Genomic DNA, 23,398 nt, shown 5'->3' on the forward strand with positions numbered 1-23,398 from the left:
TCGAAGGGTGCGGGTCTTTTCGTGAGGGGGTTACTTGCGGGGTTACTTGCTGATGTGCTGGTGCAGCCCCGGCACCGTGAGGGTGCCTCCGAACTGCCCGGCCTGCTTCACCGACACATCGGTGAAGTAGGCGTACGGCACATTGAGCGGTGGCGGCGTCTCCGGGGTGAAGGTGATCGGGATCAGCCCGAAGAGATTGCCCTTCAGCTCCTCGGTGTACATCGTCACCTTGCCACCACGGATGGTGGACGTCGACCCCTTGGCCGCCTCCACGTGGTAGGTGAGACCGCGGTCCTTCACCAGCTGGTGCAGGTCGCCGATGTCCACCGCGTCGGCGGTGAACTTGAGGGCCTGCTTGGTCTTGCCGTTGGGGGTGCGGATGTTGACGACGCCCTCGTAGTCGAGGCCCTTGAGGGTGAGGGAGGAAGCCTCCAGGTACCAGGGGTCGTTGGGGACCTGAGCCGGGGTCTGCTCGTCCTTGCCCTCGACGTGCGTCTTCTCGGGGCAGGGGAACGGCTTGCCCGCGTCCTTGGCCGGGTCGTAGTCGCGTGTGGTGCCGTCCTTCTTGTCGACACCTGAGCTGTCGGAGTCCTTGTCGCCCTTGCTGTCCTTGTCCTTGCCGGCCTTCTTCTTCAGGTCCGGCTTCGCGTCCGAGGACGAGTCCGAGCCGGACTTGCCGGCCTTCGACCCGTCGCCGCTGCCGCTCTTACGGCTGTCGCTGTCCGAACCGCTGTCCGGCGCCGGGGACTTGTCGCTGTCCCCCGAGTCGGAACCCCCGGAGCCCGTCGAGGGGCTGGGTGTGGGGCTGGGCGAGGAGGGCTCGTCGGAAGGTTCGCCCTTGTCCTTGTCGGGGCTGAGGACACCGTCGAGCTTGTCGCCGACTCCCAGCGGGTCGTACCAGGGGTTCTCCGCGTCCTGCGAGCCGGACGAGGAGCCGTCACCGGAGCCGGTGGACGGCGTCGGCGAAGGGCTGGGAACCGTGGTGTCGGGGGTGTCGCCGGAGGGCTTCTCGGACGGCTTGGCGGGCTCGTCGCCACCCGAGCCGCCGTCGGCCTTCTCCTTGGCTCCGTCGGCGCCTTCCTTGGCCTTCTCGGCGGCCTCCTTGGCCGCCTTCTCACGCTTGGCCTGCGCGCGGGCGAGGTCCTCCTTGAGCTTCTCGGCCCGCTCCTTGCGCTCCTGCTTCTCCTTCTCGGTCTCCTTCTGTTCCGAGATGGAGACGCAGGAGTCACCCTTGAACGGGTTCTTCGGCAGCGGCTTGGCGTTGGCGAGCTGCGGGGTGAGCCCCACGCCCATCAGGACGGCCGACGGCATCGCCGCCAGGGCTATCGCCTTCCCCGCGGGCAGGTGGAACCGGGTCAGCAGCGGTTTCCTGGGGGCCGCGTGCCGGGGCCCGGTTCTTCCCCGGGCGCCGGGCGCGGCGTCGTCGCGCACGCCCTCCCCCTCGTGGACCTCGTCACCCGGCACGGTGCCTCCCGTTCCCGTCAAATGCGTCGACCCCGTCGGCGGGGGACGCTCCAGAGACTGCTGTGTTGTCCCGGGAGCCCTCCTCCGGGGCGGCCGGGCTCGTCGCGTCCTCTTCCGTGAACTCCGCCTGGGCGGCGCTCTCGCCGTGCCCGACCCGCTCGGCCTTGACCGGCTTGCCCGGCGCCCAGGAGACGCCCAGCGCGCCACCGATCAGTCCGAGCAGGAAGCCGATCAGGAAGGCTCCGATGTTGGACACGACGAGGGAGACCAGCGAGAGCAGGATTGCGGCTACGCCGGCGAACACCCGCGAATGGGGCTGGAACCACATCGTCAGCCCGAGGACGACCAGCAGCACACCGATGATCAGCGAGCCCGCGCCCGCCGTCGTCGACATCCGGATGGTCAAGGACCCCAGGGTGAGGTTCTGGTAAGGGACGTACATGATCGGGATGCCCGCAAGCAGCGTCAGCATCCCGCCCCAGAACGGGCGCTGGCCGCGCCAGTGCCGGAAGGACTGCCTCTTCTGGCCGAATCCGGTCGTCAGACTCTGTCGCGTGTCGGCGCTCATGGGTACGGGGCTCCTCGGAACTGGCACAGAACTTGCTGGTGTGCAGCGGACCCCACGGGTGCGGAGGGCGGACGGAGCGGTCGCCCTCGCCCTCCGCGCCCGTGGAAGGGTCACGTCAGTAGCACTCGGTCTTGCCCTTCTTGACGCTCATGTGCAGACCACTGAGCTTGAAGGTGCCGGCGGTGGTTGCCCACGCGCGCTGCTTGACGTCGGTGAAGTGGACGCTCTCCGCCTGCTGGGCGAAGGAACCCTTGGCATAGGCATCGCCCTTGCTCGGACCCGGACCCTTGGTGGTCTTGTCCACGCTGACGCCGATGTCGATGTTCTTGAACGTCGCGTTGGTGTACAGGTCGTCGGCGTCGATGTAGAGCTTCTTGGCCTCGACGCGGGGGCCGCCCCCGCCACCGGCGCTGAGCTTCATCGACACGTCGCCGAAGACCGGGACCGGCACGACGACGGACTGGCAAAGGTTACGTATCTTCGCCGAGTTCATGCCGACGACGGCGACGGCCTTCTTGCCCTTCTGGGTGCTGTCGAGCGCGCCGTACTGAACGAAGCCGGTGCCGTCCAGCTCATCCGCTGTGACCTTGAACTGCTGGCCGGAGACGCTGAACGACGCCGCCAGCGCACCCTGCGAGAGGGCGACGCCGATCGCTGCCGTAGCGGCCACGCTCGGCACCATGACGACGGCGAACCGCTTCCATCTGGTCCCGCCACGAGCCAGGGACTCCATGACTTTCCTCCTTCTCGGACGTACATCTCCGGCTCGGAGAGCCGTGCCGCCTGTGCTCAGCGGGCCGCTCCTGCCGTGGGGGTACCTCCCGGCCACCAGGCTGGGTAGGGAGACGAGCTACGTCCTCGGAACGGAGAGCGCCGACGTCGTACGTTCCGTCCTACACACGTCACGTCCGAGCCACCGGCGATCACCCCCGAGCGACAACCACGGGCCACGCTCTCGCGCAACCTTGCTTTGTGTAAGGACAGGCCCTGCCGTGGAGCAGGGACCCCCCTGTCCTGAGGACCGGCGGCTGAGGGGGAGTTGTGGTGCGGGTCTTGCGGTGCCGGTCCGCTCGGCGGGGACCCATCGTCCGTTGCGAGCGCCGAATGGATGCCGGGCTACGGGGCGATGGACCGAGCGTGGCCGATCGTGGTGCATCTGAGCCCGCCGCACAAGGGGGTTCGTTACTTACGAGTAACGGCTGGATAACCTCAGGGCCGCCGGGGGGTATCCGACAGCGACGGAGGGTGGCGGAGGGGGCGGGGCGCCAAGGAGCAGCAACCGGGCATGCCGGGAGTTTTCCGGGAGTTTTCGTAACCGTAAGTAACGGCGGCCGCGATTACCAAGTTTTGGTAAAGCGCGGCCGCCGTTGTCGCTAAATCAATGAGTGGTGACGCGGTGCGTGACCGTCGGTACGAGCAGGTCAGAACAGCGCGCGAGCAAGTGCTGCACGCGCGGTGACCACGCGCGGATCCTCCGGCCCGATCACCTCGAAAAGCTCCAGGAGCCGCACCCGCGCCGCGTCCCGGTCCTCACCCGCCGTGCGCCGCACCGTGTCCACCAGCCGGCCGAAGGCGTCCTCGACGTGGCCCCCCGCCATGTCCAGGTCCGCGACCTGCAGCTGCGCGGCCACGTCGGACGGCCGGTCGGCAGCGTCCTTGCGGACCTGCCGGGCATCCATGTCCTGCACCCGGGAGAGAAGTTCGGCCATCGCCAGACCGACCTTCGCCTCCACGTTCGCCGGATCGTCCGACAGCTTGTTGCGGTACGCCTGGATCGCGCCGGGCAGATCGCCCGAGTCGAGCGCCTGCTGGGCCGCGGCCAGCACCGGGTCCTCCGGCGCCTGCGGCTCGGCGGGCTGCTCACCGGCCTCCTCCTGCGGGACGCCCTGCAGACCCGTGATGCCGAAGCGCTGCTCGGCGACCTGGACGAGCTGGTCCAGCGTGGCGCGGATCTGCTGCTCGGGCGCCGCGCCCTGGAACAGCGGCAGTGCCTGTCCGGCCACCACGGCGAAGACCGCCGGGATGCCCTGGACGCCGAACTGCTGCATCAGCATCTGGTTCTGGTCGACGTCGATCTTGGCCAGCAGCAGCCGGCCCGCGTACTCCTGGGTGAGCCGCTCCAGCACCGGTGAGAGCTGCTTGCACGGCTCGCACCACTCCGCCCAGAAGTCGATGACGACCGGCACCTCTGCGGAGCGCTGGAGCACCTCCGCCTCGAAGTCGGCCTCACTGACGTCGATCACCAGACCGGCCGGTCCGGGGGCACCGTTCCCCTCGGCGGCCCGGGAGCGCTCCTGCTCCGCCTTCTGCTTGGCCTCACCGGCCGCCTTCACCGCGGCGAGGTCGACCACTCCGCTCATGGACATGTTGCGTGGCTGCATGAGACCAGTCTCCCCCCTTCCCGCGGCCGCGTGTGCAGTGGTCGCCAGGTCCCCACCTGGCGTGTGATTGTCGCGGGGGTCATTCCGCTACGGGTCGTAGCGTAACTTGAGCGGCCCACGCCCCCGCAAGGTGTTCTCGCCGAGGCACGCAGTGATCCACCTCACTCTTCCTGCGCGACCCATACCGGCCGGTAAGGTCTGCGCATGTCCGCCCCCGACCCTCAGTCGCCCCAACGCCGTGGCCGTCCGCGCAGTGCCGCGGCCGACCGGGCGATCCTCGCCGCGACCCGAGCCGCGCTGGTCGAGGTCGGCTGGAGCAGGCTGACGATGGGCGAGATCGCCCTCCGTGCCGGGGTCGCCAAGACGACCCTCTACCGGCGCTGGGCCGCCAAGAGCGAACTCGTCGTCGACGCGGTCGCCGTCCTCTTCGACGAACTGGAGCTGCCCGACCGGGGCTGTCTGCGGGCCGACGTGGAAGGCGTCGTGCTCTCCTTCGCCGCCCTGCTGCGCCGGCCCGAGACCAAGACCGCCCTGATGGCCGTCCTCGCCGAGTCCACCACCGACGAGGCGCTGCGGGCACGGATCCGCGAGGCGATCGTGGACCGCCAGAAGCGGCTGGTGCTCGACGGACGGGCCCGGGCGCAGCAGCGCGGAGAGCTCCCGCCCGACCCGCCCGACCCGGCGGAGACCGCCCGGGTGGTCGACCTCATCTTCGATGTGATCGCGGGCGCGGTGGTGCACCGGTCGCTGGTGAGCGACTGTCCCGTCGACGAAGCCTGGGCCCGGCAGTTCGCGACACTGCTGCTGGAAGGGCTGGGCGCCGCCTCGTCCGCTCCACCGGGCCGGAGTCCTCAGCCGGGGAGCTGACGGAAGCCGGGGAGCTGACGGACGCTCTGCCAGAATGTGGCGATGACAGCACAGGACCCACCAAAGCCGCTTGCGTCTCCGCTGTTCCGTGGCCCCGAAGAGGGGGAGCTGATCGATGTGGCGGGCGTCGAGCACTTCTTCCGGCTGACCGCCGAGCACACCGAAGGCCGCTTCGCCTTCGAGGAGTTCACCCTCGCTCCGGGCATCGTCGGTGCCCGTCCGCATGTCCACCACGGACATGACGAGTACTTCTACGTCGTGGAGGGCGAGCTGACCCTCCACAACGGCGAGGGAGAGGTGACCGCGGGCCCCGGCGCGCTGCTGGCGGCCGTACGCGGCACCCCGCACGGCTTCCGCAACGCGGGCAGCCGGACAGCACGCGCGCTGTGCCTCTACACACCCGCGGGGTACGAGGGCTACTTCCGCGAGGTGCACCAGGCAGTGGCCGCGGGCGCCGAGGTGACCGACGCGCTGCTGGCCGAGTTCCGCAGCCGCTACCGCACGACCTCGGCGGACGTCGACTGAGTCGTCGCGGCCCGCCGGAACCCCGCCACCCTCCCAGGCCCCGCCCGGGAGGGGTCGAGGGTCAGAACACCGGCGGCTCGGTGTAGGTGCCCCACTCGTCCCGCAGGGCTCCGCAGATCTCCCCCAGCGTGGCCTCGGCCCGCACCGCCTCCAGCATGGGCTCGATCATGTTGCCCTCGCCCCGCGCGGCCTCGACCAGCGCGGCGAGCTTCTGCCGTACGGCGGCGTCGTCCCGCGCGGTCCGCCGGTCGGCGAGGGCCCGCACCTGCTCGCGCTCCACCTCGTGGCTGACCCGCAGGATCTCCAGGTCGCCGGTGACCGATCCGGTGTGGCAGTTGACGCCGACGACCTTCTTGTCGTTCTTCTCCAGCGCCTGCTGATAGCGGAAGGCGGACTCGGCGATCTCGCCGGTGAACCAGCCGTCCTCGATGCCGCGCAGGATGCCGGAGGTGATCGGGCCGATGGGGTGTTGCCCGTCGGGCACGGCACGCCGGCCGCGTTCCTTTATCTGCTCGAAGATCTTCTCGGCGTCGGCCTCGATGCGGTCGGTCAGCGCCTCGACGTACCAGGAACCGCCCAGCGGGTCGGCGACATTGGTGACGCCGGTCTCCTCCATCAGCACCTGCTGGGTGCGCAGCGCGATCTCGGCGGCCTGTTCGCTGGGGAGCGCCAGCGTCTCGTCCAGTGCGTTGGTGTGCAGCGAGTTGGTGCCGCCCAGCACCGCGGAAAGCGCCTCTATGGCGGTGCGGACGACGTTGTTGTAAGGCTGCTGTGCGGTGAGCGAGACGCCCGCGGTCTGGGTGTGGAAGCGCAGCCACTGCGCCTTCTCGCTGGTGGCGCCGTACACGTCGCGCAGCCAGCGGGCCCAGATCCGGCGCGCCGCACGGAACTTGGCGATCTCCTCGAAGAAGTCCAGGTGTGCGTCGAAGAAGAAGGACAGGCCGGGTGCGAAGGTGTTGACGTCCAGGCCCCGGCTGAGCCCCAGTTCGACGTAGCCGAAGCCGTCGGCCAGCGTGTAGGCGAGCTCCTGCGCCGCGGTCGCCCCGGCCTCACGGATGTGGTAGCCGGAGACCGACAGCGGCTTGTAATCGGGGATGCCGTGCGCGCAGTGCTCCATCAGGTCGCCGATGAGCCGCAGGTGGGGCTCGGGCTGGAAGAGCCACTCCTTCTGCGCGATGTACTCCTTGAAGATGTCCGTCTGGAGCGTGCCGTTGAGGACGGCCGGGTCCACTCCCTGCCGCTCGGCGGCGACCAGGTACATGCAGAAGACGGGTACGGCCGGGCCGGAGATGGTCATGGAGGTGGTGACATCGCCGAGCGGGATGTCCTGGAAGAGCACCTCCATGTCGGCGGCGGAGTCGATGGCGACGCCGCAGTGGCCGACCTCGCCCAGCGAGCGCGGGTCGTCCGAGTCACGCCCCATGAGCGTCGGCATGTCGAAGGCGACGGACAGCCCGCCGCCGCCCGCCTCCAGGATCATCTTGTACCGCTCGTTCGTCTGCTCGGCGTTGCCGAACCCGGCGAACTGGCGGATGGTCCAGGTCCTGCCCCGGTAGCCGGTCGGGTAGAGGCCGCGGGTGAAGGGGAACTCACCCGGCCACCCGATGCGCTCGAACCCCGTTACGGTGTCGCCTTCCCGGGGCCCGTAAACCGGCTCCACGGGGTCGCCGCTGAGCGTGGTGAAGTCCGCGTCCCGCTTGCACGCGGAGTCGTAGCGCTCCTGCCAGCGGCGGCGGCCTTGTGCGATGGCGTCAGCATCCATGCCACCGAATTTACTAGGACGTCCAAGTAAAAGCGATGACCCACGGGCCAGTGTGACCCGTGAAGCATTGATCAGGCGCTGACCGGGGCGGCCGTCTCGTCCTTGACCAGTGGCGCGACCTCGCGGGTGACCTTGCGCTCGACGAAGAACGCCGCGGTCGGCACGGTCCCCGCCAGCAGCACCCAGATCTGCTTGCCGAGCGGCCACTTCGCCTTCTGGCCGAGATCGAAGGCGAAGATCAGGTAGAGGATGTAGAGCCAGCCGTGCGCGATACCGACCACGCTGGTGAAGCTCTCGGCGCCGTCCATGCTCAGCACATACTTGCCGATCATGCCGAGCGTCAGCAGGACGAGGAGCACGGCGGTGACATACGCCATGACGCGGTAGCGGGTCAGCACGCTTCGTTTCATGGAAACGAGCGTAACTGTCGCATTGGTGCGATCTTTCACCACCCTGGCACCGCTGCACCGCCGCACCGGCCGCCCTCCGCGGCCCACGCCGCGGTCAGTGCCCGGGCCCCTCGGCGAAGTCCCCGGCGGCCACCCGCAGCGGGCGCAGCAGGGCGAAGATCTCGCCGAGCTGTTCGGTGTCGTAGGCGCCGAGCCCGAAGTCCATGGCCATCAGGTCCTCGGTGGCCGCGTCGCACACCTCGCGGCCCTTGTCGGTGATCGCCGCCAGGGTGCCGCGGCCGTCGTTGGGGTTGGGCCGCTTCTCCACGAAGCCTGCCGCCTGGAGCCGGTCGACGGTGTTGGTCACCGACGTGGGGTGCACCATCAGCCGCTCGCCGATCTTCGACATCGGCAGCTCGCCCTTCTGCGAGAAGGTGAGCAGCACCAGCGCCTCGTACCGCGCGAACGTCAGCCCGTACGGCTTGACGACCGCGTCGACCTCGGACAGCAGAATCTGGTGGGCGCGCATGATCGAGGTGATCGCGGCCATGGACGGCACCGAGCCCCATCGCTGCTTCCAGTGCTCATCGGCACGGGCGATCGGGTCGAACGACAGACTGAGCGGCTTGGGCACCCTAAGACCCTACCGGCCGGTCAGGTACGGATTGAAGCCGTCTCACGCTCCGGGCGCTCCGCCCCCCGGGCGAGAGGCGCTCAGCCCTCGCCGAGGTACCGGTCGACCGTGCCGACCTTCGAGGTGAGGCCGTCGGTCACGCCGGGACGGATGTCGGCCTTGAGGACGAGCGAGACCCGGGGCGCCCGCGCCTCGACCGCGGCGACGGCCCGCCGTACGACGTCCATGCACGCGTCCCACTCGCCCTCCACCGAGGTGAACATGGCGTCGGTGCGGTGCGGCAGCCCCGACTCGCGGACCACGCGCACGGCGTCGGCGACGTACTCCCCCACGTCCTCGCCGACGCCGAGCGGGGTGACCGAGAAGGCGACGATCACGACTTGACCGCGCTTCCGCCGCTGCTGCTCACCGAGCCCGTCTGCTCCTTGCGGGCCCGCGCCGCGATCACGCCCGCCTCCTCTTCCTTGCGCAGCATCTTGTCCGCGAAGAAGCCGCCGGTCGGCACGATCGAGAGCGCGAAGTAGAGGGCGGCGCGGCCCTTCTCCCACTTGTTCCGGTTCCAGGCGTCGAGCCAGAAGATCACGTAGAGGATGAACAGGACGCCGTGGACGGGCCCCATCACCTTCACGGAACCCGGTCCCCAGCTCGCCTCGGTGAAGTTCTTCGCCAGCGAGCAGACGATCAGGATGAGCCAGGAGACCGCTTCGGGAACGGAGCTCAGACGCAGACGGCGCAGCGCGGAGACGGCCTTGGGCGGCAGGCCGCTAGGGGTTTCCAGTATGGCCACGGCAGGGTCCTCAGATCTTTGTGAAGGAACGCACAAACTTCTCCCATTGTGGCAGCCCTGCAAGCGCCCCCGGCCCGCAGGGTAGGTTCGACGCGTGGCTCAGTTCCGGCTCGAAGGCAGCAGAGTGCTGGCCGTCACGCTCGGCGGTGGCGGCGACGCGGTGAAAGCGAAGAACGGCTCGATGGTCGCCTACGACGGCGAGATGGCGTTCAAGAAGATGAGCGGCGGCGGCGAGGGCATGCGCGGCATGGTCACGCGCCGGCTCACCGGCGAGCAGCTGACGGTCATGGAGGTGAAGGGGCAGGGCACCTGCTACTTCGCCGACCGGGCCAGCGACATCAGCCTCGTCCAGCTGAACGGCGAGAAGCTGCACGTCGAGGCGAGCAATCTGCTGTGCACGGACGGTGGCCTGCGCACCGGCACCAGTTTCACCGGGCTGCGCGGCGCCTCCCAGGGCAACGGCCTGTTCACCACCTCCGTGGAGGGCACAGGCCAGGCGGCGCTGATGTCGGACGGCCCCGCGGTGCTGCTGCGGGTCACACCGCAGACGCCGCTCCAGGTCGACCCGGGCGCCTATGTCGCGCACCAGGGCGACCTGCGGCAGAGCTTCCAGTCCGGGGTGAACTTCCGCACGCTGCTGGGCGAGGGCTCCGGCGAGGCGTTCCAGATCCGCTTCGAGGGCCAGGGCGTGGTCTACGTACAGCCGAGCGAGCGCAACACGCTGGGAGGGGACGTCTGATGCCGTTCCGGGAACTGTCCGGCAAGCTCGTCGAGGCCCGGGTGGTGCCGGGACAGCGGATGTTCAGCCAGCGCGGCGCGATGGTCGGCTACAAGGGCGAGGTGACGTTCACGCCCAACATGCAGGGCGGCCAGGGCGGTGTGATGTCGATGATCGGCCGCCGCGTCGCAGGCGAGGCCACTCCGCTGATGACCGTGGAGGGCGACGGCACCGTGATGTTCGGCCACGGCGGCCACCACATCCAGGTGATCGACCTCGACGGGGACACCCTGTGCGTGGAGGCCGACCGGCTCCTCGCCTTCGACGGCACCCTCCAGCAGGGCACCCTCTTCCTCGGCAGGGACGGCGGGGTGATGGGCATGGTGCGCGGCCAGGTCTCCGGGCAGGGCCTGTTCACCACCACGCTGTCCGGCAAGGGCTCGGCGGCCGTGATGGCGCACGGCGGCATCATCCAGCTCCCCATCACCGCCGGCCGCCCCATCCACGTCGACCCCCAGGCGTACGTCGCGCACTTCGGCGACGTACGCAACAAACTGTCCTCGGCGCTGGGCTGGCGCGACATGGTGGGCCGGGGCTCGGGCGAGGCGTTCCAGCTGGAACTGTCCGGCAACGGGACCGTGTTCGTGCAGGCCAGTGAGGAGAAGCTGTGATGTCCCAGCCGCAGGGAGCCGTCCCGCAGGGCTATCAGGTGTACGAAGCGGCGACGCTGCCCGCGAACGACAACGTCAATCCGTACGCCTTCTCCGTCGACCTGGACGGCCAGTGGTTCCTCCAGAAAGGGAAGATGATCGCCTACTACGGGCAGATCGACTTCCACGGCATCGGACACGGCCCGCTGGACCGGCTCGTGGCGAGCAGTTTCCACTCGCCGCTGCACGCCTCCGACTGGGTCGTCGCCCAGGGGCGGGGCAAGCTGCTGCTGGCCGACCGGGCCTTCAACGTCAACTCCTACGACCTTCAGGACGGCAACCTGACCGTGCGGTCCGGCAATCTGCTCGCCTTCGAACCCTCCCTCTCGCTGAAGCAGTCGATCATCCCCGGCTTCCTCACCCTGATCGGTACGGGCTCCTTCGTCGCCGCCTCCAACGGGGAGGTCCACTTCGTTGAGCCGCCGGTGCGGGTCGACCCGCAGGCGCTGGTCGGCTGGGCGGACTGCCCCTCGCCCTGTCACCACTACGACCATCAGTACCTCAAGGGGTTCATGGGCGGCCTCCGCGCCATGACGGGGCTGGGCGGAGCCTCCGGCGAGGAGCACCAGTTCGAGTTCGTCGGCGCGGGGACGGTACTGATCCAGTCGTCCGAGGTGCTGATGGCGGAGCTCGAGACAGGCGCCGTTCCGCAGCAGGCGGGGGTGCCGGGCGGCGGCCAGGGCGGCCAGCGGGCTCCGCAGTTGCCGGGCCAGCTCGGCAGCCTGCAACGCCGGTTCGGTCTCTGAGGCTCCTGCCGCAGGGATGCGCGCCCTCTGCGGCCGGTGCCTCCCCCTCGGTTGACGACGCTGCGGCATCTTGACGCCACGCCGAGTAAGCACGCGTGTGCGAAGCTCGGTAGAGTCTCGCGGTATGGACACCGACGACGGCACCCGTTGGCTCACCGAGGACGAGCAGCGTGCATGGCGCACCCATCTGGACGTCGGCAGGCTGCTCAGCTACCAACTTGAGCGTGACCTGCAACCCTTCGGGCTGACCCTCAACGACTACGAGATACTCGTCAACCTCTCGGAGTCGCCGGAGCACCGCATGCGGATGACCGACCTGGCCTCGGCCACCCTCCAGTCCAAGAGCCGGCTGTCCCACCAGATCACCCGGATGGAGAAGGCCGGACTGGTACGGCGCGAGTCCTGCGAGTCGGACAAACGGGGACTGTTCGCCGTGCTGACGGAGCACGGCTGGGACACGATGCGTACGGTGGCACCGCACCATGTCGCCTCTGTGCGGCGTCATTTCATCGATGGCATCGCGCCGTCGGACCTCGCCCACCTGGAGCGCATCCTGCGCCCCCTCGCGGAGAAGCTGCGCGCCGAGAGGGGCCGCGCGTAAGGGCTCCTAGTCGCCGGCGAGCGGCAGCCGCAGTACGAAGGTGGCCCCTCCCCGGGAGGGGCCCGCCACCCGGAGCGTGCCGCCGTGCCGCTCCGCGACGTCGCGGGCGATGGCGAGGCCCAGCCCGGCTCCGCCCTCGTCCCGGGAGCGCGCCGCGTCCAGCCGGACGAACCGCTCGAAGATCCGCTCCCGCTCCTCCTCTGGCACCCCCTCCCCGTCGTCGGAGACGGAGAGAGCGAGCTCGTCGCCCTCCCGCCGCACAGCGACGGAAACCCCGGAACGCCCGTGCCGCTGGGCGTTGTCCAGCAGATTTGCCAGCACCCGCGACAACTGACCCGCCGAGCCCCGCACTTCTCCCCCGTCGAGCGCCTCCACCCGCACCGGATGCGGGTCAGCCACCCGCTGCGCCACGTGCTCACGTACCAGCGCGTCCAGGGCCACCCGCCCCTCGGCGGGCCGCTCCCCCGCATCCAGCCGGGCCAGTAGCAACAGATCGGCGGCCAGCGTCTGGAGCCGTACGGTGTCCTCCACCGCCTCGTCCAGATCGAGCAGTTCGGGGTGGGCCGCGGCCACCTCCAGCTGGGTGCGCAGCGAGGCGATGGGGCTGCGCAACTCGTGCGAGGCGTCGGCGACGAACCGCCGCTGCCGATCCACGGACATCTCCAGCGCGGCGAGCGTCTCGTTCGTCGTACGGGCCAGCCGTGCCACCTCGTCCCGCGCGTCCGGCTCGGGGACCCGGCGGGAGAGGTCGGTGCTGGCGGTGATCGCGCTCATCTCCTGCCGGATGCCTTCGACGGGCCGCAGGGCGCGCCGCGTGACCAGCCAGGTCACTCCCGCGACGACCAGCAGCAGCACAGGGAGCCCGAACAGCATGGAGCGGGTCACCGTGGAGACGGCTTCCTGCTGGGCGCCGAGGGAGGCACCGGAGTAGACGGTGACGGGTGTGCCGTCCCGGGTGCGGCCCTGGACGGCGGCGACGTCGAACTCCTGGGAGCGGACGATGTCTTCCTTGTCGTAGGTGACCTCGCCGTCGTCGTCCACCGGGAAGGTGAGGATCTTGTTCTCGCTGTCCGCGTCGACCTCAGCCCCGCCGCTGCCGCTGTCGCCGTCGTCGGCATCCTCGCTGTCGGAGTCCTCCGGGTCCTTCCCGGTCCCGGTGTCGTCGTCGGACCGTTCGGGGCGCGCGAAATCGGCCATCGGACCGCGCCCCTGCACCGGGTCGCTCGCGCCGAGCACCTTGCCGTTCGCGTCCACGACCTGTGCGGGGTCGTCGCCGTCGAGCCCGTCCAGCTGCCTGACCTCCGTGCGGGACACGTCGGCCAGCCGGGCCGCCGTGCCGCGCGCCGCGTTCTCCGCGTTGAGCCGTGCCGTGTCCGCCAGGCCGTCACGGAGCGTGGCCACCACGAAGAAGCCTGCGGCGACCAGCGCGAGCGCCACCACGAGGGTGGCGCCGAGTGCGGCACGTACCCGTACGGACGCCCTACGCACGGCGCGCTCCCCCGGCGCCGTCGCCGAGCCGGTACCCGGCCCCGCGCACGGTGCCGATCCAGCCGGATCCCAGCTTCCGCCGCAGGGCGCTCACATAGACCTCGACGATGTTCACGTCGCCCTCGTAGGCGAAGTCCCAGACATGTTCGAGGATCTCCGTCTTGGCGACGACCTCTCCGGCGCGGGTGGCCAGATACTCGAGGACGGCGAATTCCTTGGCCGTCAGCTCCACTTCCCGCTCGCCCACCATGACGCGCTGCGCGGCGGGGTCGACGGTCAGCTCGCCGACCCGCAGGGACGCCTTGGCGCCTCGGGTACGGCGGCGCAGCAGTGCGCGGACGCGGGCGAGGAGCACGACGTAGGAGAACGGTTTGGTGAGGTAGTCGTCGGCGCCGGTGTCCAGCCCCTCGGCCTCGTCGTACTCGCCGTCCTTGGCGGTCAGCATCAGTACGGGTGTCTCGTCGCCGGCGGCGCGCAGCGCACCGCAGACGCGGTATCCGTTCATCCCCGGAAGCATGATGTCGAGAACGATCAAGTCGTATTCGTTCTCGACCGCCATATGCAGTCCTTCCGCGCCGTCGTGCACGACGTCCACGGCGAAGCCCTCGGCCATCAGACCCCTGGCGAGCGACCGGGCCAGTCGCCGCTCGTCCTCCACTATCAGCAGACGCACAGGGCTACCTTGCCAAATCGCGGCTGAAGAGGGCTTCAGGTAGCTTCAGCTTACGTTCAGCAACAGTCGGCCACCGTGGAGTCATCGAAAGCGAGAGCAGCGAACGACCCGAGGAGTCGAACGTCATGAAGCGCAAGGTCATCATCGCCACCGTCGCCGCAGCCGCCCTGGTCGGAGGGGGTACGGCGACCGCGTTCGGGGTCGCCGGGCAGGACAGCGGAACGGGCGGCAAGGCGGCCGCCGCGCACCAGTCGAAGTCGGACGTGCGCATGGTCGAGCACGACGACCACGACGACGACCACAGCGACAGCGACGACAGGTGCGACCGCGGCGACGGCCAGGACGGTAGCCGCGCCGACAAGGCCGAGAACGCCGGCTCCGCGGACGTCTCCTACAGCCGTGCGGCCCACTCCGCGCTCAAGGAGGTTCCCGGCAGCATCACCGAGCTGGAGCTGGACACCGACGGTAACCAGCTGGTGTGGGATGCCGATGTCCTCGGCAAGGACAACAAGTGGCACGACGTGAAGATCGACGCCACCAAGGGCCACGTCGTCAAGAACCGGGTGGACGCCCGCAAGGACGAGGACCGCTCGGTCGTCCGCGCCGCCAAGCTGGACGCGGACGCGGTCGGCAAGAAGGCCGCCCAGGAGACCAAGGGCGCCGTCACCTCCGTCAGCCTGGACGACGACGGCCGGGACAAGGGCAAGTGGGAGGCCGACGCGGTCGACAAGAAGGGCAAGGAGCACGAGCTCGTCCTCGACGGGGCCTCCGGCAAGGTCCTCCACCACGAGAGCGAGCAGAGCGAGGGCGACGACGACTGAGGCAGTCGTCCCCGTTTCCGCTCCCGGTCAGGGCGTCACCCCTCGGTGACGCCCTCGACCAGTTCATCGGCCGCCGTGTACGGGTCCAGCGCCCCGCCCACCACGCGCGCGGCCAGCGCGTCGAGCCGCTTGCCGCCCCGCAGCTCGCCGATGCGCCGGCGCAGCGCGGTCACCGCGATGGTCTCGATCTCCTTGGCGGCACGTGCCGCGCGGCGCTCGGCGAGCACCCCGCGCTCCTCCATCCAGCCGTGGTGCTTGTCCAGCGCCGCGACCATTTCGTCCACGCCCTCCGACCGGGCGGCCACCGTCTTGACCACCGGTGGCCGCCAGTCGCCCGGCTGCCGGGCCTCGCCGAGGCCGAGCATGTGGTTGAGCTCGCGGACGGTGGCGTCGGCCCCGTCCCGGTCGGCCTTGTTGACGACGTAGACGTCGCCGATCTCCAGGATTCCGGCCTTCGCGGCCTGGATGCCGTCACCCATGCCGGGTGCGAGCAGCACCACGCTGGTGTCGGCCTGCGCCGCGATCTCGACCTCGGACTGTCCGACGCCGACCGTCTCCACCAGGACCACGTCGCATCCCGCGGCATCCAGCACCCGGATCGCCTGCGGAGCGGCCCAGGCCAGGCCACCCAGGTGGCCGCGGGTTGCCATCGAACGGATGTAGACCCCCGGATCGGAGGCGTGCTCACCCATCCGCACCCGGTCGCCGAGGAGCGCGCCGCCCGAGAACGGCGAGGACGGGTCCACTGCCAGCACCCCGACCCGCTTGCCCTGCGCGCGGTACGCGCTGACCAGCACCGAGGTGGTGGTCGACTTGCCGACGCCGGGCGAGCCGGTGAGGCCGACCACATAGGCGTTGCCGCAGTACGGGGCTATGGCCGCCATGGCCTCGCGAAGCTGCGGGGAGGCGCCCTCGACGAGGGAGATCAGCCGCGCCACCGCCCGCGGCGCTCCCTCCCGGGCCCCCGCCACCAGCGCTGCGACATCCACCATTGAAACCGCTCCGTTCCGGGCTGTGACCGACTGTCCGGTTCCCTCTTACGGGACGCGGATGATCAGGGCGTCGCCCTGGCCGCCGCCTCCGCACAGGGCGGCTGCGCCGAGACCGCCCCCGCGCCGCTTCAGCTCCAGCGCGAGGTGGAGAACGATGCGGGCTCCGGACATTCCGATGGGGTGCCCCAGGGCAATGGCGCCACCGTTCACATTCACCTTTTCGGGGCCGACTTCGAGGTCCTTCATTGACTGGTGGGCGACGGCGGCAAACGCCTCGTTGATCTCGATCAGATCAAGATCCTCGACTGCGCGCCCCTCCTTCTTCAGCGCGTGCTGAATGGCGTTAGAGGGCTGCGACTGAAGGGAGTTGTCGGGTCCGGCGACATTCCCGTGGGCGCCGATCTCGGCGATCCATTCCACCCCGAGCTCCTCGGCCTTCGCCTTGCTCATCACGACGACCGCGGCGGCGCCGTCGGAGATCTGCGAGGACGAACCGGCGGTGATCGTCCCGTCCTTGGCGAACGCGGGCCGCAACTTGCCCAGCGACTCGGCGGTCGAGTCACCCCGGATGCCCTCGTCCTCGGAGCAGAGCACCGGATCCCCCTTGCGCTGCGGGATCTCGACCGGGGTGATCTCTGCGGCGAAGAGCCCGTCGCGCTGGGCTGCCGCGGCGCGCTGGTGGGAGCGGGCCGCGATCTCGTCCTGCACATCGCGCGGGATGCCCAGGCGGGTGTTGTGCTTCTCGGTGGAGGCACCCATGGCGATGCCCTCGAAGGAGTCGGTGAGCCCGTCGTGCGCCATGGAGTCGAGCACTTCGAGAGCGCCGTACTTGTAGCCCTCACGGGACTTGGGCAGCAGGTGCGGGGCATTCGTCATGGACTCCTGGCCGCCTGCGACGACGATGTCGAACTCGCCCGCGCGCACCAGCTGGTCGGCGAGCGCGATGGCGTCGAGCCCGGAGAGGCACACCTTGTTCACGGTCAGTGCCGGAACGTTCATCGGGATGCCCGCCTTGACCGCGGCCTGGCGCGCCGGGATCTGCCCTGCCCCGGCCTGGAGCACCTGGCCCATGATCACGTACTCGACCTGGTCCCCGCCGATAGCGGCCCGCTCCAGTGCCGCCTTGATGGCGAACCCGCCCAAGTCCGCCCCGGAGAAGGACTTCAGCGAGCCGAGCAGCCGTCCCATGGGCGTTCGGGCGCCTGCGACGATCACGGATGTGGTGCTGCTGGAGGTGGGAGTCATGAGGGGTTCCCTTCCGGGGGGAAGTTAACGAGGGTTACCGCTCAAGATACTGAGCAGTACCAGCCCGGGTCACCCGTCGGTGAGTGTGACCGTGCGCACGTTGCGTAACCGCGCGGAGAGCGCTGCACTGTTCCCCATGCTGACGCGTATCGACCACATCGGAATCGCCTGCCGGGACCTCGAGGCCACCGTCGATTTCTACTCTCGCACCTACGGCTTCCAGGTGTTCCACACCGAGGTCAACCAGGAGCAGGGCGTCCGCGAAGCCATGCTGCGGATCAACGGCACGGACGACGGCGGCGCGTCCTACCTCCAGCTGCTGGAGCCCATCCGGGAGGACTCCACGGTCGCCAAGTGGCTGGCCAAGAACGGCGAGGGCGTCCACCACATCGCGTTCGGCACCGCGGACGTGGACGGCGATTCCGAAGCCATCCGCGACAAGGGCGTCCGCGTTCTCTACGACGAGCCCCGCAAGGGCACCATGGACTCCCGGATCACCTTCCTGCACCCGAAGGACTGCCACGGGGTGCTCACGGAGTTGGTCACCTCCGCAACGCCGAGCGACCAAACCCCGCACTGACTCGACGCCCGGGTGGGGGGTCCGGGGGTTGTCCCCCGGGAAAACACAGCCTGCACCCCAAGGACTGCCACGGGGTGCTCACGGAGTTGGTCACCTCCGCAACGCCGGGCGACCGAACCCCGCACTGAGGGCGGCCCCCACGGGGTGCTCACTGAACTGGTGACATCAGCAACGCCCCGCGAGGAAGACGCGCACTGAGCCTGCGTCCCTTCGGTCACAGCCGCACCAACGGACCACTGGCGTCGGCATCCACGCCCGGTAGAGTGGGCCTCCGGCCGGGGCGGGCCCTCCCCACCCGTACGGAGATCTCCGGGCTGGGGGCTCGGTCCACGTTCCGCCGATGATCTGACACCATTTCCGGAAGACGTGTCTAATCAAGTCCGGGGAGAGGGCCGGATCATCTCCACGACTACCAGGGGACGGATGGGACCGCGCAGTGCGGGGCTACGACCGCTACGAGGCTGACGATCACCTCTCGCAGTTCGAGGCCGAGATGGAGCGGCTGAAGAAGGAGCGGGAGAAGGCCGTCGAGCATGCCGACGACCTCGGCTACCAGGTCGAAGTGCTGCGCGCCAAGCTGCACGAGGCGCGCCGCGCCCTCGCCACGCGCCCGGCAGGGTACGACAACCTCTCCCACCAGGCCGAGCAGTTGCTCCGCAACGCCCAGCTCCAGGCCGACCAGATGCGCGCTGACGCCGAACGGGAGCTGCGCGAGGCCCGCGCCCAGACACAGCGGCTGCTCCAGGAGCAGGCCGAGCAGCAGTCGCGGCTGGAGGCGGAGCTGCACTCCGAGGCGGTACGCCGCCGTCAGCAGCTCGACCAGGAGCTGGCCGAGCGCCGCGCCACGGTGGAGAACCACGTCAACGAGAACGTGGCCTGGGCCGAGCAGCTGCGGACCCGTACCGAACAGCAGGCCCGCCGGCTCATGGAGGAGACCCGGGCGGAGTCCGAGCAGTCCCTGGCCCGGGCGCGGGCCGAGGCACAGCGGCTGACGGAGGAGTCCAGGCAGCGGCTGACCACGGAGGCCGAGCAGGCCCGCAGCGAGGCCGAGTCGATTCTGCGGCGGGCCCGCGCGGACGCCGAGCGGCTGCTGAACGCCGCCTCCACGCAGGCGCAGGAGGCCACCGACCACGCCGAGCAGCTGCGGACCTCCACCACGAGCGAGGTGGAGACCAGCAGGCGTGAGTCCGCCGATCTGGTGCGCCGCGCCGAGGAGCGGATGCGGGAGGCCGAGGCGGCCCTGCGCGAGGCCCGCGAGAAGGCCACCGAGAAGCTCCAGGAGGCCGAGGAGGAGGCGGGCAAGCGGCTCGCCGACACCGAGTCGGAGAACGAGCAGCGCACCCGTACGGCCAAGGCCGAGGTGGCACGGCTGGTCGGGCAGGCCACCAAGGACGCCGAGGCGATCAAGGCCGAGGCGGAGCAGCTGCGCGAGGACGCCAGGGCCGAGGGCGAGCGGATGATCGCCGAGGCCAAGGAGAAGGCCCGTACCACCACGGCCGAGGAGTCCGCGAACCAGCTCGCGGAGGCGGCCCGTACCGCCGAGGACGTGCTCAACCGCGCCTCCGAGGAGGCGAAGGCCACCACGAAGTCGGCCTCGGAAGAGGCCGAGCGGCTGCGCAGGGAGGCCGAGGAGGAGGCCGACCGGCTGCGCGCCGAGGCGCATGACGTCGCCGAACAGCTCAAGGGCGCCGCCAAGGACGACACCAAGGAGTACCGGGCCAAGACGGTCGAGCTCCAGGAGGAGGCGCGCAGGCTGCGCGGCGAGGCCGAGCAGCTGCGGGCCGAGGCGGTCGAAGAGGGCGAGAAGATCCGCGGCGAGGCCCGCCGCGACGCCGTCCAGCAGATCGAGGAGGCCGCCAACCGGGCCGAGGAGCTGCTGGGCAAGGCGAAGGCCGACGCCGAGGAGACCCGTACCGAGGCGACGACGGAGAGCGAGCGCGTCCGTACGGAGGCGATCGAGCGGGCCACCACGCTGCGCAAGCAGGCCGAGGAGGCGCTGGAGCGGGCCCGTACGGAGGCCGAGGAGCTGCGCTCGCAGGCCGAGGAGCAGGCCGAGCAGACGCGTACCGAGGCGGACGAGGCCGCGCGGCGCACCCGCGAGGAGGCCGAGCAGGCGGCCCGCGACCGCAAGGCCGAGACCGAGGCGGAGCTGACGCGGCTGCATGAGGAGGCCGAGGCCAAGCTGGCGGAGGCCGAGTCCGGCCTGACCGAGGCCCGCACGGAGGCCGAGCGGCTGCGGGACGAGGCGAGGACCGAGACCGAACGGCTGCGCTCCGAGACGGCGGAGCGGGTACGCACGCTGCGCGAGCAGGCCGAGGAGGAGGCCGAACGGCTGCGCACGGAGGCCGCATCGGACGCCTCCCAGGCCCGTGCGGAGGGCGAGTCGGTCGCCGTCCAGCTGCGCAGCGAGGCGGCGGCGGAGGCCGAGCGGCTGCGCGAGGAGGCCAAGGCGACGGCCGACCGGGTGCGCGCCGAGGCGGACGCGGCGGCCGAGCGGACGAACGCGGAGGCCGCCGAGGCGCTCAGCGCGGCCCAGGAGGAGGCGGCCCGCCGCCGGCGCGAGGCCGAGGAGCTGCTGACCTCGGCCCGCGAGGAGGCCCACCAGGAGCGTACGGAGGCCCGCGAGCAGAGCGATGAGCTGCTGGCGGCGGCCCGCAAGCGGGTGGCCGAGGCCCACGAGGAGGCCGAGCGGCTGACCGAGGAGGCCGAGCGGCGCGCGGCCGAACTGGTGGCGTCCGCCGAGGAGACGGCCCAGCAGGTACGGGACTCCGTCGCGGGGCTGCGCGCGGAGGCCGAGGAGGAGATCGCCGGGCTGCGGTCGGCCGCCGAGCTCGCGGCTCAGACGCTGCGCCGCGAGGCCCAGGAGGAGACCGAGGCCGCCAAGTCGCTGGCGGAACGGACCGTTTCGGACGCGATGGCCGAGGCCGAACGCACCCGCGCCGACTCGCAGCGGGTCAGCGACGAGGCCCGCGCCGAGGCCGACCGGCTGCTGGACGAGGCACGCGAGCAGGCCGCCAAGAAACGCGGCGAGGCCGCCGAACAGGCCGACCAACTCCTCGCCAAGGCCCAGGAGGAGGCCGACCGCACCCGCACCGAGGCCGAGCAGTTCAGCAGCGAGACCCGGGCCGGGGCCAAGCAGTTCGACCGGGACACCCGCGCTGCGGCCGAGCAGTTCAGCCTGGAGACCCGCACCGAGGCCGAGCGGGTCGGCAACGATCTGCGGGCGAAGGCCGAGCGGTTCAGCGACCAGACCCGCGCCGAGGCCGAACGGATCGGCGAGGAGGCCCGCGCCGAGGCCCAGCGGCTGCTGGACGAGGCACGCGAGCAGGCCGCCAAGAAACGCGGCGAGGCCGCCGAACAGGCCGACCAACTCCTCGCCAAGGCCCAGGAGGAGGCGCTGCGCACGCAGGCCGCCGCAGAGGAGCAGGCGGACTCCATGGTCGGTGCCGCTCGCGCCGAGTCGGAGCGGCTGGTGACCGAGGGGCAGGCCGAGGGCCGGGAACTGGTCGAGAAGGCCCGCGCCGACGCGGACACCATGCTGGAGGAGGCGCGCAGCGACTCCAGCGCGATCCGCGAGCGCGCCGAGGAGCTGCGTACCCGCGTCGAGGCGGAGGTCGAGGAGCTGCACGAGCGGGCCCGCCGGGAGGCCGCCGAGGCGATGCAGTCGGCGGGCGAGCGCTGCGACAAGCTCGTACAGGCCGCGGAGGAGCAGCTGGCCGAGGCACGGGCGAAGGCGGAGGAGCTGCGTGCGGACGCCGACTCCGAGGCGGGCAAGGTGCGGATCGCCGCCGTCAAGAAGGCCGAGGGCCTGCTGAAGGAGGCCGAGCAGAAGAAGGCCGCCATGCTGCGGGAGGCGCAGCAGGCGCGGGACGAGGCCACCGAGGAGGCCCGGCGTACGGTCGAGGCCGGGCAGCACGAGCTGGATGTGCTGATGCGCCGCCAGGAGGACATCAACGCGGAGATCTCCCGCGTGCAAGATGTGCTGGAGGCGCTGGAGTCGTTCGAGACGCCGGGCGCCGCGTCAGCGGCCGGGTCGGATTCCGGTTCTGATTCCGCTTCGGGCCCGGGCAACGGAACCGGTTCCGGCGGCGGGTCGGGACGCGGATCGGGATCCGGCAAAAAGGGCGGACGTGACACAGGCGCAAACGGTGGTGTGACAGCGGGCGTTGGCGCTGGTACAACTCGTTCGAGTGGCAAGGGTTCGGAGAGTTAGCCACCCGAATGAGGGCACATTCTCCAGATCAAACCCGCATAAGCTCGATGACACGCCGCTTCGGCCCCTAGGATTCCCTCTATCACTCCCCCGTCTGATAACCCGTCTGACTCGACAGGAACCCCATGAGCGACACTTCCTCCCCCTTCGGCTTCGAGCTCGTGCGGCGTGGCTACGACCGCGGGCAGGTGGACGACCGCATCACAAAGCTCGTCGCCGACCGTGACAGCGCCCTGGCCCGTATCACCTCTCTGGAAAAGCGCATCGAGGAACTGCACCTCGAAACGCAGAACGCCCAGGCTCAGGTCAACGACGCGGAGCCGTCGTACGCCGGGTTGGGCGCCCGTGTCGAGAAGATCCTCCGCCTCGCGGAGGAGGAGGCCAAGGACCTGCGCGAGGAGGCCCGTCGCGCCGCCGAACAGCACCGCGAGCTGGCCGAGGGTGCGGCGCAGCAGGTGCGTAACGACGCCGAGGCGTTCGCCGCCGAGCGCAAGGCGAAGGCCGAGGAAGAGGGCTCGCGCATCGTCGACAAGGCGAAGAGCGAGGCCGCTTCGCTGCGCAGCGAGGCGGAGAAGGACGCCCAGTCCAAGCGCGAGGAGGCCGACACCCTCTTCGAGGACACCCGCGCCAAGGCCGCGCAGGCCGCCGCCGACTTCGAGACCAACCTGGCCAAGCGGCGCGAGCAGTCCGAGCGCGACCTGGCCTCCCGTCAGGCCAAGGCCGAGAAGCGGCTCGCCGAGATCGAGCACCGCGCCGAGCAGCTGCGCCTGGAGGCCGAGAAGCTGCGCACGGACGCGGAGCGCCGCGCCCGGCAGACCGTCGAGACCGCACAGCGCCAGGCCGAGGACATCGTGGCCGACGCCAATGCGAAGGCCGACCGGGTGCGCAGCGAGTCCGAGCGCGAGCTGGCCGCGCTCACCAACCGCCGCGACAGCATCAACGCGCAGCTCACCAACGTGCGCGAGATGCTGGCCACGCTCACCGGCGCGGCTGTGGCGGCGGCCGGGCAGCCCGGCGAGGAGGCCACGGACGAGGAGACCGCGGGCCGCTCGGTCCCGGCCCAACAGTCCCGCTGACCGCCTGCGCGGGGCTGTTAGCAGGCTCCGAGCGGCACGTTTTCCGGCGCACCAGCTTTTCCCGCCGCAACGGCGGGACGCTCCGGACATGCGGCGGGCCGCACCGCACGGTGCGGCCCGTTTCGCATGTGCGGGTGATGTGCGGATAATGCGCACAA

Annotated in this window: 23 protein-coding genes; 10 read left to right on the forward strand and 13 right to left on the reverse strand. The window is 70.4% G+C overall.

Features of this window, described 5'->3' with window-relative positions; translation table 11 throughout:
• Positions 1-42: 42 nt before the first annotated feature.
• From ACTWQF_RS01285 to ACTWQF_RS01300, 4 genes are all read right to left on the reverse strand, one after another.
• Positions 43-1,464: a hypothetical protein gene (locus tag ACTWQF_RS01285; protein ID WP_443276222.1), complete on the reverse strand. Its 1,422-nt coding sequence runs from the start codon at positions 1,462-1,464 to the stop codon at positions 43-45.
• The gene (locus tag ACTWQF_RS01290) at positions 1,454-2,032 is read right to left on the reverse strand and encodes a DUF6114 domain-containing protein (protein WP_443276223.1); all 579 of its coding nucleotides are present in this window, start codon (positions 2,030-2,032) and stop codon (positions 1,454-1,456) included. Before ACTWQF_RS01290 ends, ACTWQF_RS01285 begins: the two co-directional genes overlap by 11 nt.
• A gap of 115 nt (positions 2,033-2,147) precedes the next feature.
• On the reverse strand, positions 2,148-2,765 hold the full coding sequence (locus ACTWQF_RS01295; protein ID WP_443276225.1) for a DUF6230 family protein: 618 nt from the start codon (positions 2,763-2,765) through the stop codon (positions 2,148-2,150).
• 688 nt (positions 2,766-3,453) lie between these two features.
• Positions 3,454-4,413: a tetratricopeptide repeat protein gene (locus ACTWQF_RS01300; protein WP_443276227.1), complete on the reverse strand. Its 960-nt coding sequence runs from the start codon at positions 4,411-4,413 to the stop codon at positions 3,454-3,456.
• A 204-nt stretch (positions 4,414-4,617) separates the two neighbouring features.
• On the opposite strand from ACTWQF_RS01300, the gene ACTWQF_RS01305 reads away from it, so the two are divergent.
• Positions 4,618-5,280: a TetR/AcrR family transcriptional regulator gene (locus tag ACTWQF_RS01305; RefSeq protein WP_443276228.1), complete on the forward strand. Its 663-nt coding sequence runs from the start codon at positions 4,618-4,620 to the stop codon at positions 5,278-5,280.
• A gap of 42 nt (positions 5,281-5,322) precedes the next feature.
• Positions 5,323-5,805, forward strand: coding sequence for a cupin domain-containing protein (locus ACTWQF_RS01310; protein WP_443276230.1), 483 nt, complete (start codon positions 5,323-5,325; stop codon positions 5,803-5,805).
• A 61-nt stretch (positions 5,806-5,866) separates the two neighbouring features.
• Here ACTWQF_RS01310 and ACTWQF_RS01315 read toward each other — a convergent pair whose 3' ends face one another.
• The 5 genes from ACTWQF_RS01315 to ACTWQF_RS01335 form a co-directional block, all read right to left on the reverse strand.
• On the reverse strand, positions 5,867-7,567 hold the full coding sequence (locus tag ACTWQF_RS01315) for an acyl-CoA mutase large subunit family protein (protein ID WP_443276232.1): 1,701 nt from the start codon (positions 7,565-7,567) through the stop codon (positions 5,867-5,869).
• Positions 7,568-7,638: 71 nt separating this feature from the next.
• Complete coding sequence (locus tag ACTWQF_RS01320) at positions 7,639-7,977, reverse strand: DUF3817 domain-containing protein (protein WP_443276234.1); 339 nt, start codon at positions 7,975-7,977, stop codon at positions 7,639-7,641.
• Between the two features lie 94 nt (positions 7,978-8,071).
• The gene (locus tag ACTWQF_RS01325; RefSeq protein ID WP_443276235.1) at positions 8,072-8,590 is read right to left on the reverse strand and encodes a MarR family winged helix-turn-helix transcriptional regulator; all 519 of its coding nucleotides are present in this window, start codon (positions 8,588-8,590) and stop codon (positions 8,072-8,074) included.
• Between the two features lie 80 nt (positions 8,591-8,670).
• Positions 8,671-8,967 (reverse strand): MTH1187 family thiamine-binding protein, encoded by a 297-nt coding sequence (locus ACTWQF_RS01330; RefSeq protein WP_443276237.1) that lies wholly within the window; start codon positions 8,965-8,967, stop codon positions 8,671-8,673.
• Complete coding sequence (locus tag ACTWQF_RS01335; RefSeq protein ID WP_443276239.1) at positions 8,964-9,377, reverse strand: DUF3817 domain-containing protein; 414 nt, start codon at positions 9,375-9,377, stop codon at positions 8,964-8,966. The genes ACTWQF_RS01330 and ACTWQF_RS01335 overlap by 4 nt, the downstream gene beginning before the upstream one ends.
• A 94-nt stretch (positions 9,378-9,471) precedes the next feature.
• Here ACTWQF_RS01335 and ACTWQF_RS01340 point away from each other — a divergent pair, with 94 nt between their 5' ends.
• From ACTWQF_RS01340 to ACTWQF_RS01355, 4 genes are all read left to right on the forward strand, one after another.
• Positions 9,472-10,116 carry an AIM24 family protein gene (locus ACTWQF_RS01340; protein WP_443276240.1) on the forward strand — a complete coding sequence of 215 codons (645 nt, stop codon included), beginning with the start codon at positions 9,472-9,474 and terminating at the stop codon, positions 10,114-10,116.
• Positions 10,116-10,766, forward strand: coding sequence for an AIM24 family protein (locus ACTWQF_RS01345; protein WP_443276242.1), 651 nt, complete (start codon positions 10,116-10,118; stop codon positions 10,764-10,766). The genes ACTWQF_RS01340 and ACTWQF_RS01345 overlap by 1 nt, the downstream gene beginning before the upstream one ends.
• Positions 10,766-11,551 carry an AIM24 family protein gene (locus ACTWQF_RS01350; protein WP_443276244.1) on the forward strand — a complete coding sequence of 262 codons (786 nt, stop codon included), beginning with the start codon at positions 10,766-10,768 and terminating at the stop codon, positions 11,549-11,551. The genes ACTWQF_RS01345 and ACTWQF_RS01350 overlap by 1 nt, the downstream gene beginning before the upstream one ends.
• 124 nt (positions 11,552-11,675) lie before the next feature.
• Positions 11,676-12,152: a MarR family winged helix-turn-helix transcriptional regulator gene (locus tag ACTWQF_RS01355; RefSeq protein WP_443276246.1), complete on the forward strand. Its 477-nt coding sequence runs from the start codon at positions 11,676-11,678 to the stop codon at positions 12,150-12,152.
• 6 nt (positions 12,153-12,158) lie between these two features.
• Here the strand turns inward: ACTWQF_RS01355 and ACTWQF_RS01360 are convergent, their stop codons facing one another.
• Entirely contained in the window at positions 12,159-13,640 is a 1,482-nt protein-coding gene (locus ACTWQF_RS01360; RefSeq protein WP_443276248.1) for an ATP-binding protein, read from the reverse strand.
• Positions 13,633-14,313, reverse strand: a complete 681-nt coding sequence (locus tag ACTWQF_RS01365; RefSeq protein WP_443276250.1) for a response regulator transcription factor — start codon at positions 14,311-14,313, stop codon at positions 13,633-13,635. Before ACTWQF_RS01365 ends, ACTWQF_RS01360 begins: the two co-directional genes overlap by 8 nt.
• Before the next feature lie 125 nt (positions 14,314-14,438).
• Here ACTWQF_RS01365 and ACTWQF_RS01370 point away from each other — a divergent pair, with 125 nt between their 5' ends.
• A complete protein-coding gene (locus tag ACTWQF_RS01370; protein WP_443276251.1) occupies positions 14,439-15,134 on the forward strand; it encodes a PepSY domain-containing protein in 696 nt (231 codons plus the stop codon).
• A gap of 35 nt (positions 15,135-15,169) precedes the next feature.
• On the opposite strand, the gene meaB is transcribed toward ACTWQF_RS01370, so the two are convergent.
• Both meaB and ACTWQF_RS01380 read right to left on the reverse strand, forming a co-directional pair.
• Positions 15,170-16,126, reverse strand: coding sequence for a methylmalonyl Co-A mutase-associated GTPase MeaB (gene meaB / locus ACTWQF_RS01375; protein WP_443276253.1), 957 nt, complete (start codon positions 16,124-16,126; stop codon positions 15,170-15,172).
• A gap of 45 nt (positions 16,127-16,171) precedes the next feature.
• Positions 16,172-17,371 carry an acetyl-CoA C-acetyltransferase gene (locus ACTWQF_RS01380; protein WP_443276255.1) on the reverse strand — a complete coding sequence of 400 codons (1,200 nt, stop codon included), beginning with the start codon at positions 17,369-17,371 and terminating at the stop codon, positions 16,172-16,174.
• Positions 17,372-17,507: 136 nt separating this feature from the next.
• Here ACTWQF_RS01380 and mce point away from each other — a divergent pair, with 136 nt between their 5' ends.
• From mce to ACTWQF_RS01395, 3 genes are all read left to right on the forward strand, one after another.
• Positions 17,508-17,951, forward strand: coding sequence for a methylmalonyl-CoA epimerase (gene mce / locus ACTWQF_RS01385; RefSeq protein WP_443276257.1), 444 nt, complete (start codon positions 17,508-17,510; stop codon positions 17,949-17,951).
• A 436-nt stretch (positions 17,952-18,387) separates the two neighbouring features.
• Positions 18,388-22,164, forward strand: coding sequence for a polarized growth protein Scy (gene scy / locus ACTWQF_RS01390; RefSeq protein ID WP_443276259.1), 3,777 nt, complete (start codon positions 18,388-18,390; stop codon positions 22,162-22,164).
• 125 nt (positions 22,165-22,289) lie between these two features.
• A complete protein-coding gene (locus ACTWQF_RS01395) occupies positions 22,290-23,240 on the forward strand; it encodes a cellulose-binding protein (RefSeq protein WP_443276261.1) in 951 nt (316 codons plus the stop codon).
• The last annotated feature ends 158 nt before the right edge of the window (positions 23,241-23,398 follow it).

Source organism: Streptomyces sp. 8N114 (assembly GCF_052245835.1).
Classification (GTDB): Bacteria; Actinomycetota; Actinomycetes; order Streptomycetales; family Streptomycetaceae; genus Streptomyces.